A 14,440-nucleotide genomic window follows, 5' to 3' on the forward strand; every position below is an offset into this window, starting at 1 on the left:
AGGGCGAGGCGGCGCAGGCGGGGGGCGATCACGCAACCGCTTGGGGGGGGGCGCACGGGGGGATCAATCCGTACGGTTGGGGGGTGATGCCGCGGCGCGAGCTCTCCGGAGATCCCGCCCGCGCCGTCTTCCCGAGGCCTTGGCTACGCCGCGACGTATCCAGATGCGTGGAGGACCAAGAAATATTAGATCGGCTGGCTTTTGTCGGATCCGAAGCAAGTCCACTGATGCCGATGATTTTCAGGCGATGCATCTCCGCTTAAGTTGCAAAACCGGAGGCAACTTTCCCCGGATCGACGCTGGGGACCAAACGTTTCATTTGTCCGGCTCCAAACTTGGCCCCCGACTTGCTTAAGCCAGACCGTCCTTGACGCATCCGGATCGGGAGACGGGAAGCGAGATGGCAGAGGCATCGGGGTTCAGTCGTCGCAAGTTGATATCGCTGGTGGGCGCCGCGGCCGGGAGTGCGGCAGCCTATCAGGTCATGACCAGCCTCGGCTTCGCCGAGGAATCGCCCTATCGCGGGCCGATCCGGCTCGACGGCGATCCCAAGGGCGCCTCGGTCCTGGTGCTCGGGGCCGGGCTCGCCGGCATGACCGCGGCGCTGGAGCTGCACCGGGCCGGCTACCGGGTGCAGATCCTCGAATACAACACCCGCGCCGGCGGCCGGAACTGGTCGCTGCGCGGCGGCGATACCTACACGGAGCTGGGCGGCGCCACGCAACGCTGCGACTTCGACGCGGGCCTCTACCTCAATCCCGGCCCCTGGCGGATCCCCTACCACCACCACGGCGTGCTCGATTACTGCCGCCGTCTCGGGGTGGCCCTGGAGCCGTTCATCCAGCTCAACCACAACGCCTTCGTGCACAGCACCGCGGGCTTCGGCGGCACGCCGCAGCGGATCCGCACGGTCAAGACCGATTTCGACGGCGCCACCGCCGAGCTCCTGGCCAAGGCCACCCGCAAGGGCGCGCTGGACGCGGAGGTCTCCAAGGAGGACCAGGAGATCCTGATCGAGGCCCTGCGGTCGCTCGGCGGCCTCGACAAGGACCTCGCCTATCGCGCCGGACCCGAGTCTTCGGAGTTCCGCGGCTACGCCCACGATCCCGGCGGCGGCCTCTCGGCGCGTCCGGTCGACGGCGAGCCGATGGCGCTCCACGACATCCTGACCTCGCGGCTCTGGCGGGGCCTGCAGAACTTCCTGCTGTACGAGTTCCAGACCACGATGTTCCAGCCGGTCGGCGGCATGGGCGGCATCGGCGAGGCCTTCGCCCGGGCCCTGCCGCCGAACACGATCCGGTACGGCGCCAAGGTCACGACCATCGCCCAGGATGGCCACGGCGTCACCGCCACCTACCAGGATCTCGCTAACGGCGGCGCGGTACGGCAGGCCCAGGCGGATTGGTGCGTCTGCGCCCTGCCGCTGACCGTGCTGAGCCAGATCCCCACCCAGGTCGGCCCCAAGATGAAGGCCGCCATCGACGCCGTGCCCTACGCCTCGTCGGTGAAGATCGGCCTGCAGTTCAAGCGGCGCTTCTGGGAGGAGGACGAGCACATCTTCGGCGGCATCTCCTACACCGACCTGCCGATCCGCCAGATCTCGTATCCCTCCACCGGCTACAATGCCGGCGGCAAGGGCGTGCTGCTCGGCGCCTATACGTGGAACGGGCCGAATTCCTACGAATTCACGGCGCTCAGCCCCGCCGAGCGGGTGCGCCGGGCGGTTGCGTACGGCAGCCAGATCCACCCGCAATACCGCACCGAGTTCGAGACCGGGATCGCGGTGGCCTGGCACCGGGTGCCGTTCACGCTGGGCTGCGCCGGCGACTGGACCGACGCGGCAAGGGCCGAGCACTACGACAACCTCTGCGCGATCGACGGACGGATCATGCTGGCCGGCGAGCACGCCTCGTACATCCCGGCCTGGCAGGAGGGCGCGATCCTTTCGGCGCTCGACACGGTCACGCGGCTTCACAAGAGGGTCCTGGCGGCATGAATGTCTCTTCGATCTCCCGAACCCTGGCGCTGCTCCTCGCCACGTGCGGCGGCGCCGCCGCGCAGGAGCACGCCCTCCACGCGGCCGTCCCGTCGGCCGGCCCGGCGATGAGCGAGGGCAAGACCTTCACGGAGTCCGGGGGCGCGGCGCTCACGGCCCGGGTCTGCGCCGCCTGCCACCAGGCGGGCGGGGAGGGCGCGGTCGGCGCCGCCGCCTATCCGGCGCTCCGGCACAATCAGAAACTCGCCAGCGCCGGCTATCCCGTCACGCTGATGCTGTACGGCCTGCGCGGCATGCCCCCGCTCGGGCGCATGATGAGCGACACCCAGGTCGCGGACGTGGTGAACTACGTCCGGACCCATTTCGACAACCCATACGGCGACGCGGTCGCCCCAGGGGATGTGAAGGCAGCACGGCCATGATCGAACGGATCCTGATTTCCGCCCCCCTCGCGCTGGCCCTGCTGGCCGGGCCGGCTTCGGCCGAGGACATCATCCGGCACCCGATTCCGGGCTCGGACTTCCCGATCTCCGAGGCGGTGGAGGTGCCGGCCGGGCACGCCACCGTCTATCTCAGCGGCTTCGGGCCGGCGGTGACCGACCCCAACGCCGAGAAGAATACCGTGGCCGCCTTCGGGGATACCCGCGCCCAGACCGCCTCGACCCTGGCGTCGATCGAGGCGGCGCTCAAGCGCCGGAACCTGTCGCTGCGCGACGTGGTGAAGATGACGGTGTTTCTGGTCGGCGACCCGGCCAAGGGCGGCCGGATGGATTTCGCCGGCCTGATGGAGGCTTACCGCGAGAAATTCGGCACGGCGGCGCAGCCGAACCTGCCGACCCGCTCGGCCGTCCAGGTCGCGGCGCTCGCCAATCCCGGCTGGCTGGTGGAGATCGAGGTCACCGCCGTGCGCCCGTGATCGGAGGAGCGCCATCCCCACAGGATCCCCGGCATCCCGGACCCGCGACGCGGCGCCCGGGATGCCAGTGTTTCCAGGAGAGCGCCTTCGCGGGGGCCGTGGCACGCCGCCACCGCAGGGTGCGGTCGCGAGAACCGGATGCCGGTCGGACCATGCTCCCGCGCGGCCCACGCCTTGAGGAGCGGCCTCGCCGCCTTGCCTTGCGCCCGGCCGGCGCTGTTGCCCGGCAACGACGCCGGCGGCGCAAGTTTGCATTCCGTGCATGAAAGAGCCGCCGGAGCCCCGTCGCCATGCAATAACGGCCAGCCGAAGATCGGGCACGTTGGGCCCCTGGAATGACAATGGCTGGATGGAACCGGACGGTCCGCGCTCTGGGGATGACCGCCGCGCTCATCGGCGGGCTGGCCGGCATCCCGGCGCAGGCCGGTTCGTCGGCGCAGCCCGGACAGACGGTCGGCATCCCGACCGGCGCGCCGCTGCCGATCGGCCTCTACTTCATCGACACGTCGAGCTTCGGCGCACGCGATATCAGGCCCCGCGGCACGGATTCGAACGTCAACCTGCCGTCCTTCATCTGGGCAACGCCGGCCGAAGTGATCGGCGGACGGCTGCAGCTCGTCGTGCTGCAGCCGATCACGGCCTTGAGCACGCGGGGTGCCCCCTACCAGAGCGGGTTCGGCCAGACCTTGCTCGCCGCCCAGGTCGCCTGGAAACTCGGCGCCAATCTCAACTTCAGCTACCTGCTCGGGGCGTACCTGCCCAGCCAGACCAAGATCGTCATCCAGAACCCGGTCCTGCACCAGCGCTTCGCGATCACCTATAACGGGGACGGCTGGAACCTGACCGGCAACTTCTTGTACGGCACCTTCTTCGACACCCGGTCGAGCGCCGGTGCCTATTACCCGGACTTCCTCAATCTCGACCTCACCGCGACGAAGCATTTCGGCAAGTGGGAGATCGGTCCCGTGGCGTTCGGATCGACCGATCTGCCGACCGCCAACCCGTCCTATGCGCGGCAGGGGCAGTTCGCGGTCGGCGGGCTGGTCGGCTACAATTTCGGGCCCGCGAACCTGCAGGCCTACGTGACGCGGGATGTGGTCCAGCGGAACTATGCCGGCCTCGAGACCCGGGGCTGGCTGCGCGTCACGGTGCCGATCGGCACCGAGCAGGCCGGCACACCCGCGCCGAGCCCCCTGGCGCGCCGATTCTGACAGCCTGTTTCCGAACTCCACCGGCCGGCCATAAGCGGGCGCTCCGCATCCAGCCGATGTCCGGCGTCGGGACGGTGGTCTGCTCTTCCCGAAAACCGATCCCCCTCGGCCGCTCCCCGGCGTCGGCGCCAGGTGGACGACGAGATCGCGAACGCCCGATCCTGACGCACTTAGCCGTCGGCATCGTGCGCAGAACGGCATCTCTGGAACAACAGGATGCCGTCATCCTCAACGCGATCGGTTTTCCAGATCAGGTGGCCGGGAATGTTTGCCGTTACGCAATATCCCTTTTCCGATCCCGCCGCCCTGTACGCGTCCAGATCAAGACCTGGCGGGAGATCGGTCGAGAGGACGATCAGGTCGTACCCTCCGGCCAGCGCGGCGCGGAAGGAAACCAGTTCCACGCGCGGCGAGAAGCGCTGCCGCCGATCCCACAGGTAGAAGGCTGGATTGGACGCGCCGCCGACGTAGTTGGCGAAGACGTTGCGAGGTAACCAGGGCTGAATGGAAAAGGCCTTGAAGCCAATCGCTGCGACCCGCGCCGCCGAATCCCGCTCACGCGCCGCCCGCACGAGCGCGGCCGCCTCCCGACCTGACGAGTAGGGTTCTCTCACCTCCCTGATCCAGGCTGCAGCGGTCTGGACGTCCTGGAGCAAGACGAGGCCGGCGACGCTTGCCAGCACGAGCCTGCGCAGGGTGCGGCTGCCGGCGTTCAGCGTCGGCCAGCTGATCCAGAGACCGAAGATCCACACGAGAAACAGGATGCCTGAGTGCCAGAGATTGGCATGCTGCACGGCCGAGAAGACCATCAGGCTGAGAATGAGGGCGCCGACGAGGATGAAGGTTCCGGCGCGGTGAAACAGAACGAGCGACGGGAGCAGGATCAACAGCGTGGCGAGTCGCTGGACCAGCACGGGCACGTCCAGGGTCCCGAAAGGCACGCCGCCGACGAACGCTTCGCTGAGGAGTCTATCGGCGCGGTCGAAATGGATGCCTGCCGCACCGAAACTCACGTCCGGGGCCGGCCATGCCTGCAGGATGGCACTCAACGCGCACAACGCGAACACGACCATGCTGCTAAGGAAGGCAGGTTGCCTCCAGGTGCCCGCACGCAACCCGAGAAGCAGCGTCTCGGCGCACAGCGTTCCGGCGACGAGGAAGCTGTGCGTATTGGTGTTGGCCAGCAGGCCAAGAACGATCGCGTAGGGCAGCGGGCGCGTTGCCCGCTGCGGGAACAGGCAGGCGGCCAGCGGGACGAGCAGGAGATCGAGCGCATAGCTGCGCGCCACGACAGAATATTGGTAGGCGAAGAAATAGGAACCGATGATGCCGAACCGGAGCCAGACAGGGAACGGCGCCGCGCGAAGGATCAGAAACGCGCTCGACACTGCAATCGCGGAACTGATGAGCCAGAGCGCCGCGAACGGGTAGCCGGCGTGTGAGGCAAGCCACAGCACGGCGTGCCAGAGGCCGGGCGACCCCTCGTAGTGGAGACGTTCGCGGAGCAGCTCCGTGAGTGTGCTGTCGCGGGCCAGGAGCCACGCCTGCGCCTCGTCGAACCAAGCCTCGTGGTGCGATCCGACCGCGATGAGGGCAGCCGCAAGGCCGACCGCGCCGATCGCCGCCAAGGCCGCCTCATGCGACCGCGACGACGTTGCAGGGGTCAGCAATGCGGGCGACGGCATCGCGGCACGCGCGGTCAATCAGGACACCCATTTGAGGAGGCGGATCACACCCATATCGGCCGAGCGGTTATGGGCGGACACGTCGCGTCGCAGGGCGATCTCGGAACGGTTGGCCGCGTAATAGCGATAGGCGCAGAGCAGCATCTCGCGGTTCGTCAGCGTCGGCCGCCAGCCCAGTGCGGCTTTGATCCGCGTCGTGTCGAAGACGAAATCCGAGGCGATCATCCGCGCGTGGTACGGCCCGAGGGGTGATATCCGCAGGGCATGCGCAGCGCGCATCGCCAGGACGGTGGGCCTTTTCGGCAGGCTGCCGATCCGCGATTGGCTTCCGGCGTTCGCGATGACATGGGCGTAGCTATCGCGCATCGTGCCGACATCGTCCGAGCCGATGCCGAACACGCCGGCCGTTCGACGCTGCCAGGCCAGCAGCATAGCCCCGATCAGGTCACGCGCGGCGATGAACTGATACCGGTTCGAACCGTCGCCAACGACCCAAACACGTCGCCCATCGGCGATGAACTCGAACAGGATCGCCAGGAGGCCGAGCCGCCCCTGGTCCAGGATCGTCGGCGAGCGCAGCACAGTCGTGGCGAAATCGCCGGCATGGCTCGCGAGGATCTTCTCGCCCTCCCACTTGCTCGCGCCGTAGATCTCGCAAGGCTCCGGCAGGTCATCCTCGTGCACCGGGCGGCTGAAGCCACGGCCCCACAGGCAATTGCTGGAGATGTAGATCAGGCTGCGGATACCGGCCGCGGCGACGGCCGCCCCAAGCGTGCGTGTGCCCTCGACGTTGGCCGACCACAATTCACCCGGCGAGATCGAGCCGTGCGCCAAGAGCGCCGCACAATGGAAGACGCCGTCGTGCTCGCGCCCTGTCAGCAGCCGGTCGAGCAACGGTCGGTCACGGATGTCGCCGACGACCGCGGTCAAGTTCGGGTGTGATATCCTGCAGGGAAGCAAATCGATGCTGGTCACGGCGTGCCCGTCATCGAGCAGCCGCGCGATCAGCAATGAGCCCAGGAAGCCTGAGCCCCCCGTCACGAGAACACGTGCCACGCGAGTTCCTTCACGCCGGCGCCAAACGCGTAACCGGCGCCAAAACTTGCAACCGCTTGCTTAAGATTGCGTGGCTCCGCGCGCCGTAGGCCGTCCCCCAAGCACCACCGGAGCCGTGAGCGGCATCGCCGGTGCTCCTCGCTCGGGAGCGATGCCACCCCCGCCCTCGCCGCAGCACGCTTGGGTGTCCGTACGCGGACCGGCCGTCATCCCCTTGGGTGGGCCGTTCCGGTCGCGATTCATGACCGGCCCGGTGGAGTGCGTCTGGGTGTTCGCGGACAGAACGTTTCTCCGCTGCCCTTCAATGGGGGCTTCGGGTGGCCTGATCCCGGAATCTCAGGACGACACGCGTGTCGCCACCCCTTCCTGGCTGGGCACGAGCCAGACCGGATGTGTCGGTTTCCCGTCAGGGTCCGTTGCCAACCGGCCGACGCAGCGAGCGGCCGTGATCGCCATGACGGCGATCAGCGCACCCGCACCGACATCGATGAAGTAGTGGCCGCCATCGATCGGCGTCGCCGCAATCAGCATCACGTTCAACGCGAGGCCAGGCCAGCGCGTGATCCGGGACATCCAGAAATAGCGGATGAACAGCACGCCGAGTGCTGCATGGAAGCTTGGGAAGGTGATGATGCCTTCCATGTGGTCGAGGGACACGCTCCGGAGCGTGCCGTCGCGAAGGCCAGACAGATGGGCGAGATGAACGTAAGCCGCGGCCGGGTTCAACCCGGGGAAATCCTCTGGCTTCAGGCCGAGATGCACGAACATCGCCATCGCGGGCATCAGACCCGAGAGCAGGACGGTAACGAGTCCCGCGGTCACGAAGGCCAGCACGAACTCACGCACAGCGCCCAGCCGGCCGCTAAACCCGAGCACGACGACCACTAGGATCATTTGCGGCATCAGGCTCTGGTAGGCCAAGGATAGGACGAAGCCGAGTCGCGGACGGTCGTTCAGGCCGTGAAGGTAGGTCAGCCAATCGAGGCCAAGGGACCTGTCGATGGCCTCGAAGGTAACATCCCAGAGCGGACCGCCGGTGGCGGCGACAGCGTAGGAAAGGAGAGCCGCGCAAGAGCTGAAGGCGATGATGTGCGCGAGGCTCGACAGGCTCACTGCGAAGCGTGGCTCAAGGCGCCGCGTGCTGTAGACCATCGCCAGGACTTCGAGTCCCGCGCAACTCAGGGCGGGGGTCAGTGTGCTCGTGGCATCCAGGGCGAGGCCAGCTGCACGCATCCACGCGGCCGTGAGGATGGCGGTGGCGAGGATCAGCAGCCAGAGACGCGCCCGCGTCTGATGAAAGTCGGACGGCAGGACGAGGACGTGTCGCGATCCTGCGCTGTCCTCACTCTGTTCAGACATCACGGACCTGCCGGCTTCGGTGACGCGGCAGTCTAGAAGGGGGCCCTTAACGGACCTCACTTAGTCGCGCTGAAACAGTGGCACCAATCGTGATTGCGAAGGCAGATACGGATCGTCCGTCGAAAGCGACGCGCGACGCCTGCTTCGTCCGACTTTTGCTCGGCAGCGGATTGGCGCGGATCCACCCGTTGCAATCGTAAGGTACTGCTTCGTCAAACAGCTGGACGCGAACCATTCCGAGCCTGCTAGGGGCCGGAGCCGAACGGCACCATGCGCCCGATCGTGCCGAGGCATTCTGCACCGACGCGATTGCCCAACCCCCTCTTTTTACCGCGCGCCCACCCCTCGCTCACGCCCCCAGGCCGGCGCATCGTCCCCGAGTCGGCGTGCCGCCCGGTCCCAGCGCATCGCGGTCCCGGCCACGACGAGGGGCGGGCGCAGGCGGCGGGCCGGCCCCCAGGAGGTCGCCTCGATCTCCGGGGCCAGATCCTCTCGCGTCTCAGGCGCGAGCGCCGGCGCCGGCTCGGCCGGGCCGGCCGCGATCAGGATGGCCGCGGTCCGGGCGAGCGATAGCCGAGCCTGGCCGCCGGTGCCGTCCGACAGGCGCCGGGCCAGCAGCCGGAGCACGGCCGCCGCCATGAGGTAGCCGGTGGCGTGGTCCAGCGCCTGGACCGGAAGCGGCACCGGGCTCTCGGCCTGCCGCCAACGCTGCCCGGCCTCGGCGAGGCCGCAGCTCATCTGCACCAGGCTGTCGAAGCCGCGCCGGCCGGCCCAGGGGCCGGTCCAGCCGTAGGCGTCGAGCGACACGTCGATCAGGCCTGGGGCGAGGGCGCGCCGCGCCTCCGGGCCGTAGCCGAGCCCGTCGAGGGCACCGGGTCGGTAGCCGTGGACCAGCACGTCCGCCCCCGCCAGCAAGGCCGCAAAGGTCGCCCGGTCGGCCGCCCGGCGCAGGTCGAGGCGGGAACAGGTCTTTCCGAGCGTCGTCTCAGGGACGATGGCCGGCTCGTCCCAGTCGGGCGCATCGATCCGCAGCACGTCCGCCCCGAACCCGGCGAGGAACCGGGTCGCCACCGGGCCGGCCAGCACCCGGGTCAGGTCGAGCACCCGGAGGCCAGCGAGCGGCCGCCCCGCTCGGGGATGCCAGCGCGATGCGGTGCGCTCGGCGGCCGGCGTGAACGCCACCAGGGGTTCTGCAGCCACCGCCCGGCCCTGAGGATGGCCCGTCCAATCCGCGAGCCCGCGCATCTCGGCCGCGCAGCCACCCGCGTCCAGAATCGCCGCCTCCAGCGCCGTCTTGTCCCAACCGGCCACGGCCCGCGCCATGCCGGCCCGGTCGGCCTGGGCGCCGAGCACCCGCTCCGCCGCCGCCCGGTGGTGCGGTGCGTTGGTGTGAAGCCGGATCCAGCCGTCCCGGGTCCGGTAGTCGCCGGCCACCGGGTCCCAGGGTGCCGGCACCCGCCAGTTTTCCGGCCGCAGCGACGTCGCGAACCAGAACGACGCGAGTCGCCGGTCCACCGCCACCGGTCCGTCGAGGCCCGCAACTTCCGCGAGCGCCAAGCCGGCGGCTGCAATCGAGGCCGCGGCAAGCTCGGTGACCCGGAACGCCGAGGGGAGGGTGCCGGTCCCGCTGATGCGAAGGGCCCGGGCAGCCTGCGACGGGTCTTCGACGGGAAGCCGGGTCTGCGCGGCCAATTCTTCGGCGAGATCCGGCATGGCAAGTCCCCGAGTTGCAGGTAGCGCGCATGATCGCGCATCCGCGGCCGGGTAGGCTAGGGTTCCGGCCGCGCTATAAGGATCCCATGTCCGAGGCCGAAACCCCGCCGCTCCTGTCCGTCGAGGGCCTGTCCGTCGCCTTCCGCTCCAGGGAGGGCGAGACCGCGGCGGTCGATTCGATCGGCTTCACCATCCGCCGGGGCGAGACCGTCGCGCTGGTCGGCGAATCGGGCTCCGGCAAGTCGGTGACCGCCCTGGCGATCCTGCGGCTGCTCGACGGCGCGGCGCGTCAGAGCGGAAAAATCCTGTTCCAGGGCAGGGACTTGGCAAGCCTGCCGGAGCGCCAGATGCGCGACGTGCGCGGCGCCGACATCACCATGGTGTTCCAGGAGCCGATGACCTCGCTCAACCCGCTCCACACGATCGAGCGGCAGATCGGCGAGGTGCTGGGCCTCCATCGCGGTCTCTCCGGCAAGGCCGCCCGCAAGCGAATTCTCGAGCTTCTGGAACTGGTTGGCCTGCGCGACGCCGAGAGCCGCATGGGCGCCTACCCGCACGAGCTCTCCGGCGGCCAGCGCCAGCGGGTGATGATCGCCATGGCGCTCGCCTGCGAACCGGACCTGCTGGTCGCCGACGAGCCGACCACCGCGCTCGATGTCACCGTGCAGGCGCAGATCCTGGCGCTGCTCGCCGACCTTCAGAAGCGCCTGGGCATGGCGCTGCTGTTCATCACCCACGACCTCGGCATCGTCGAGCGCATCGCCGACCGGGTCTGCGTGATGCTCAAGGGCAAGATCGTGGAGGCCGGCGAGACCAAGTCGGTCTTCGCCAACCCGCAGCACGCCTACACCCGCCGCCTGATCGCCTCGGAACCGAAGGGCCGGGCCAACCCGGTGCCGGCCGATGCACCGACGCTGGTGGAGGCCGGGCCGCTCAAGGTCTGGTTCCCGCTGAAATCGGGGGCGTTCCGGCGCGTCACCGGGCACGTCAAGGCGGTGGACGGGGTCTCGCTCAAGGTCCGGGCCGGCGAAACCGTTGGCGTCGTTGGCGAATCCGGATCCGGCAAGACCACGCTCGGCCTCGCTTTGCTGCGGCTCACCGGCTCGGAGGGGCCGATCGTCTTCCTGGGCAACCGCATCGACGCCTTCACCGTGGCGCAGATGCGGCCGCTTCGCCGGGACATGCAGGTGGTCTTCCAGGACCCCTACGGCTCGCTCTCGCCGCGCATGTCGGTGGCCGATATCGTCGCCGAAGGGCTGATCGTCCAGGGCGCGGCGCGCTCCGGGGCGGAGCGTCGGGCCGTGGTGTCCAAGGCGCTCACCGATGTCGGGCTCGACCCAGCCGCCATGGACCGCTACCCGCACGAATTCTCCGGCGGCCAGCGCCAGCGCATCGCCATCGCCCGGGCCATGGTGCTCAACCCTCGCTTCGTCGTGCTGGACGAGCCGACCTCGGCACTGGACCGCTCGGTCCAGGCGCAGATCGTGACGCTGCTGCGCGATCTGCAGCGCGAGCGCGGACTCGCCTACCTGTTCATCAGCCACGACCTGAAGGTGGTCCGGGCGCTCGCGAACTACGTGGTGGTGATGCAGAACGGCCGGGTGGTCGAGGAAGGCCCGGCTGAGACCATCTTCGCCGACCCGCAGACAGGCTATACCCGGGCGCTGTTCAAGGCCGCCTTCGCCCTTGACAGCGATGCCGTCACCGAGCTGGAGCCCGCCTGATCGTGGCCCGTGCCCTCCTCATCGTGCTCGATTCCGTCGGCATCGGCGGCGCCCCGGATGCCGCCGCTTACGGCGATGCCGGGTCCGACACGCTCGGGCACATCGCCGAGGCCTGCGCGATCGGGCGCGGTGACCGGGTGGGCCTTCGCAGCGGGCTCCTGCGTCTCCCCCATCTCGCCGAACTCGGGCTCGGCCTCGCCGCCGCCGGGGCGTCCGGCCGGATCCCGCCGAACCTCGCGCCTCAGGGGGATCCGCGCGGCGCCTATGGTCACGCCGTCGAAACAGCCGCCGGCAAGGACACGCCCTCCGGCCATTGGGAAATCACCGGCCTGCCGCTGCCCGAGCCCTGGGGTCACTTTCCGGATACGCGGCCAGCCTTCCCGCCCACTCTGGTCGCGGCGCTGATCGCCGAGGGCGGCGTGCCCGGCATCCTCGGGGATCGGCACGCACCGGGCGTCGCCATCATCGACGAACTCGGCGCCGAGCATGTCCGGACGGCCAAGCCGATCTGCTACACCTCGGCCGACAGCGTCTTCCAGATCGCCGCCCACGAGGAAGCGTTCGGGCTGGAGCGGCTCTACGAGCTGTGCTGCGTGGCGCGCCGCCTGTGCGATCCCTACCGGGTCTGCCGGGTCATCGCCCGGCCGTTCGTAGGCTCGGCGGAGACGGGCTTCCGCCGCACCGGTAACCGCAAGGATTTTGCCGTGGAGCCCCCCGGCCGCACGCTGCTCGACCGGGCCGAGGCCGCAGGGCGGGCGGTCGTCAGCGTCGGCAAGATCGGCGACATCTTCGCCCACCGCGCCACCGGCCGCGAGATCAAGCCGGGCGCCAACGCGGCCTGCCTGCAGGCCGGGCTCGACGCCCTGAGCGACCTGCCCGAGGGTGGCCTGATCTTCGTCAATCTCGTGGATTTCGACACGGAGCACGGCCACCGCCGGGACGTGCCGGGCTACGCCGCCGAGCTGGAAGCGTTCGACGCCCGCGTTCCCGCAATCCTGGCAGCGCTTAAACCCGGCGACCTCGCGGTGATCACCGCCGACCACGGCAACGATCCGACCTGGGCGGGGACCGACCACACCCGCGAGCAGGTGCCGGTCCTGGCCTTCGGCCCCGGCATCGCCCCCCGGGCGATCGGGCGGCGGGACACGTTCGCCGATATCGGCGCCACCCTGGCAGGCCATCTCGGGCTCCCCTGGGATGGTGCCGGCCGCGTATTCCTATAGGGGGCCGCACCATGCGAGACGACGACGACCGGCCGCGCAAGGCTGTCGCCCACGAAATCGGGCAGCCCCTCGACACGCTCTCGCTCTCCGACCTCGACGCCCGCATCGCGCTGCTGCGGGAGGAGATCGCCCGGATCGAAGCGGCGCGGGCAGCCAAGCAAGCGGCGCAGGACGCGGCCGACGCCTTTTTCAAGCGAGGCTGACGCTTTGGACCGAACCGAAACGCTGGCCGCCCTGCGGCGGGGCGACCTGGCGGGTGCGCGGGAATTGCGGCTGCCCGACGGGCTTTCCGAATTTCCCCGCGAGATCTTCGGCCTCGCCGACACCTTGGAGGTGCTGGATCTCGGCCGGGGCGGCTTCACCGACCTGCCCGCCGATCTCGGCCGCCTGAACCGCCTGCGGGTCCTGTTCGCCTCCGGCAACCGGTTCGAGCGCCTACCGCCGGTCCTGGGCGATTGCCCGACGCTGAGCCAGCTCGGCTTCCGCGGCTGCGGCATCCGGGCGGTGCCGGTGGAGGCGCTGCCGCGCGACCTGCGCTGGCTCACCCTCACCGACAACGCGATCGAGACCTTGCCGGACGCCCTCGGCGAGCGCCCGCTGCTGCAGAAGCTGATGCTGGCGGGCAACCGGATCGCGCATCTGCCCGGCGGTCTCGCAGGCGCGGACAATCTCGAACTGATCCGTCTGTCCTGCAACCGGCTCGACACCCTGCCACCCTGGCTCGCCCGCCTGCCGCGCCTCGCCTGGATCGCTTATGCGGGCAATCCCGCCGAGCCCGTATCGGAGCCGACGGCGTCGACGCCGGTGCCGTGGTCGGCGCTGCAGATCGGCGCGTTGCTCGGGGAGGGGGCCTCGGGCCGGGTCCACCAGGCGATCTGGCGTGGGTCATCCGGTCTGGAGGCGGTGGCGCTCAAGCTGTTCAAGGGCACGATGACCAGCGACGGCCTGCCGGAGCGCGAGATGGAGGCCTGCCTCGCCGCCGGCACCCATCCGGCGCTCACCGGTGCGCTCGGCCGGCTCGTGAACCATCCTGACGGAGCGCAAGGACTGTTGCTCCGGCTGCTGCCGGCGCATTGGCGCGCGCTGGCCGGCCCGCCGAGCCTCGCGAGTTGCAGCCGCGATGTCTACGATCCCGCCCTGCGGCTCGACACCGGACAGGCCCTGACGATCGCCCGCGCCGTGGCGGAGGCGGTGGCCCACCTGCATGGGCGCGGCCTGCTGCACGGCGACGTCTACGCCCACAACACGCTCTGGGATGCCGAGACCGGCGCAGCCGTGCTCAGCGATTTCGGCGCGGCCTCGGCGCTGCCGACAGGAGACGCGGGCGCAGCGCTGGCGCAGGTCGAGGTGCGGGCGGTGGGTATTCTGCTCGACGAGTTGCTCGACCGCTGCGACGCGGCGCCGGACGGGCTGCAGGCTCTGACAGATGCGTGCCTGCAGTCCGATCCGGTGCAGCGGCCCCGCTTGGAAGACGTGGCCGCCGCAATCGGACGGATTGCGGAATAACACGCCAAAAATCTCGCGTCCGGGAAGATCTTCCATTGCACGCAGCACCAT

General features: G+C 69.5%; 12 protein-coding genes. 8 read left to right on the forward strand and 4 right to left on the reverse strand.

From position 1 onward, the window contains the following. The first annotated feature begins 400 nt into the window (after nt 1-400). The 4 genes from AO398_RS15230 to AO398_RS15245 all read left to right on the forward strand — a co-directional run bounded on the left by AO398_RS15230 (nt 401) and on the right by AO398_RS15245 (nt 4,123). On the forward strand, nt 401-1,996 hold the full coding sequence (locus tag AO398_RS15230) for a flavin monoamine oxidase family protein (RefSeq protein WP_058192971.1): 1,596 nt from the start codon (nt 401-403) through the stop codon (nt 1,994-1,996). Beyond that, entirely contained in the window at nt 1,993-2,418 is a 426-nt protein-coding gene (locus tag AO398_RS15235; protein ID WP_058192972.1) for a cytochrome c, read from the forward strand. Before AO398_RS15230 ends, AO398_RS15235 begins: the two co-directional genes overlap by 4 nt. Then, complete coding sequence (locus tag AO398_RS15240; RefSeq protein ID WP_058192973.1) at nt 2,415-2,912, forward strand: RidA family protein; 498 nt, start codon at nt 2,415-2,417, stop codon at nt 2,910-2,912. Before AO398_RS15235 ends, AO398_RS15240 begins: the two co-directional genes overlap by 4 nt. Before the next feature lie 377 nt (nt 2,913-3,289). Then, on the forward strand, nt 3,290-4,123 hold the full coding sequence (locus AO398_RS15245) for a transporter (RefSeq protein WP_244498786.1): 834 nt from the start codon (nt 3,290-3,292) through the stop codon (nt 4,121-4,123). A 170-nt stretch (nt 4,124-4,293) separates the two neighbouring features. Here the strand turns inward: AO398_RS15245 and AO398_RS15250 are convergent, their stop codons facing one another. The 4 genes from AO398_RS15250 to AO398_RS15265 all read right to left on the reverse strand — a co-directional run bounded on the left by AO398_RS15250 (nt 4,294) and on the right by AO398_RS15265 (nt 9,936). Beyond that, nucleotides 4,294-5,826: a hypothetical protein gene (locus AO398_RS15250; protein WP_152997534.1), complete on the reverse strand. Its 1,533-nt coding sequence runs from the start codon at nt 5,824-5,826 to the stop codon at nt 4,294-4,296. Beyond that, nucleotides 5,827-6,864, reverse strand: a complete 1,038-nt coding sequence (locus AO398_RS15255; RefSeq protein ID WP_058192976.1) for an NAD-dependent epimerase/dehydratase family protein — start codon at nt 6,862-6,864, stop codon at nt 5,827-5,829. A gap of 336 nt (nt 6,865-7,200) precedes the next feature. Next, a complete protein-coding gene (locus tag AO398_RS15260; protein ID WP_244498787.1) occupies nt 7,201-8,223 on the reverse strand; it encodes a phosphatase PAP2 family protein in 1,023 nt (340 codons plus the stop codon). 327 nt (nt 8,224-8,550) lie between these two features. Continuing rightward, nucleotides 8,551-9,936 carry a CoA transferase gene (locus tag AO398_RS15265; RefSeq protein ID WP_058192977.1) on the reverse strand — a complete coding sequence of 462 codons (1,386 nt, stop codon included), beginning with the start codon at nt 9,934-9,936 and terminating at the stop codon, nt 8,551-8,553. 86 nt (nt 9,937-10,022) lie between these two features. Between AO398_RS15265 and AO398_RS15270 the strand changes: the two genes are divergently transcribed. The 4 genes from AO398_RS15270 to AO398_RS15285 are packed head-to-tail and all read left to right on the forward strand — an operon-like array spanning nt 10,023 to nt 14,389. Beyond that, nucleotides 10,023-11,660 (forward strand): ABC transporter ATP-binding protein, encoded by a 1,638-nt coding sequence (locus tag AO398_RS15270; protein WP_058192978.1) that lies wholly within the window; start codon nt 10,023-10,025, stop codon nt 11,658-11,660. A gap of 2 nt (nt 11,661-11,662) precedes the next feature. Next, on the forward strand, nt 11,663-12,883 hold the full coding sequence (locus AO398_RS15275; RefSeq protein WP_058192979.1) for a phosphopentomutase: 1,221 nt from the start codon (nt 11,663-11,665) through the stop codon (nt 12,881-12,883). Between the two features lie 11 nt (nt 12,884-12,894). Next, entirely contained in the window at nt 12,895-13,086 is a 192-nt protein-coding gene (locus tag AO398_RS15280; protein WP_058192980.1) for a DUF1192 domain-containing protein, read from the forward strand. A gap of 4 nt (nt 13,087-13,090) precedes the next feature. Further along, nucleotides 13,091-14,389, forward strand: a complete 1,299-nt coding sequence (locus AO398_RS15285; RefSeq protein WP_058192981.1) for a leucine-rich repeat-containing protein kinase family protein — start codon at nt 13,091-13,093, stop codon at nt 14,387-14,389. Nucleotides 14,390-14,440 lie beyond the last annotated feature (51 nt).

The sequence above is a fragment of the Methylobacterium sp. GXS13 genome (genome assembly GCF_001455965.1).
GTDB lineage: Bacteria > Pseudomonadota > Alphaproteobacteria > Rhizobiales > Beijerinckiaceae > Methylobacterium.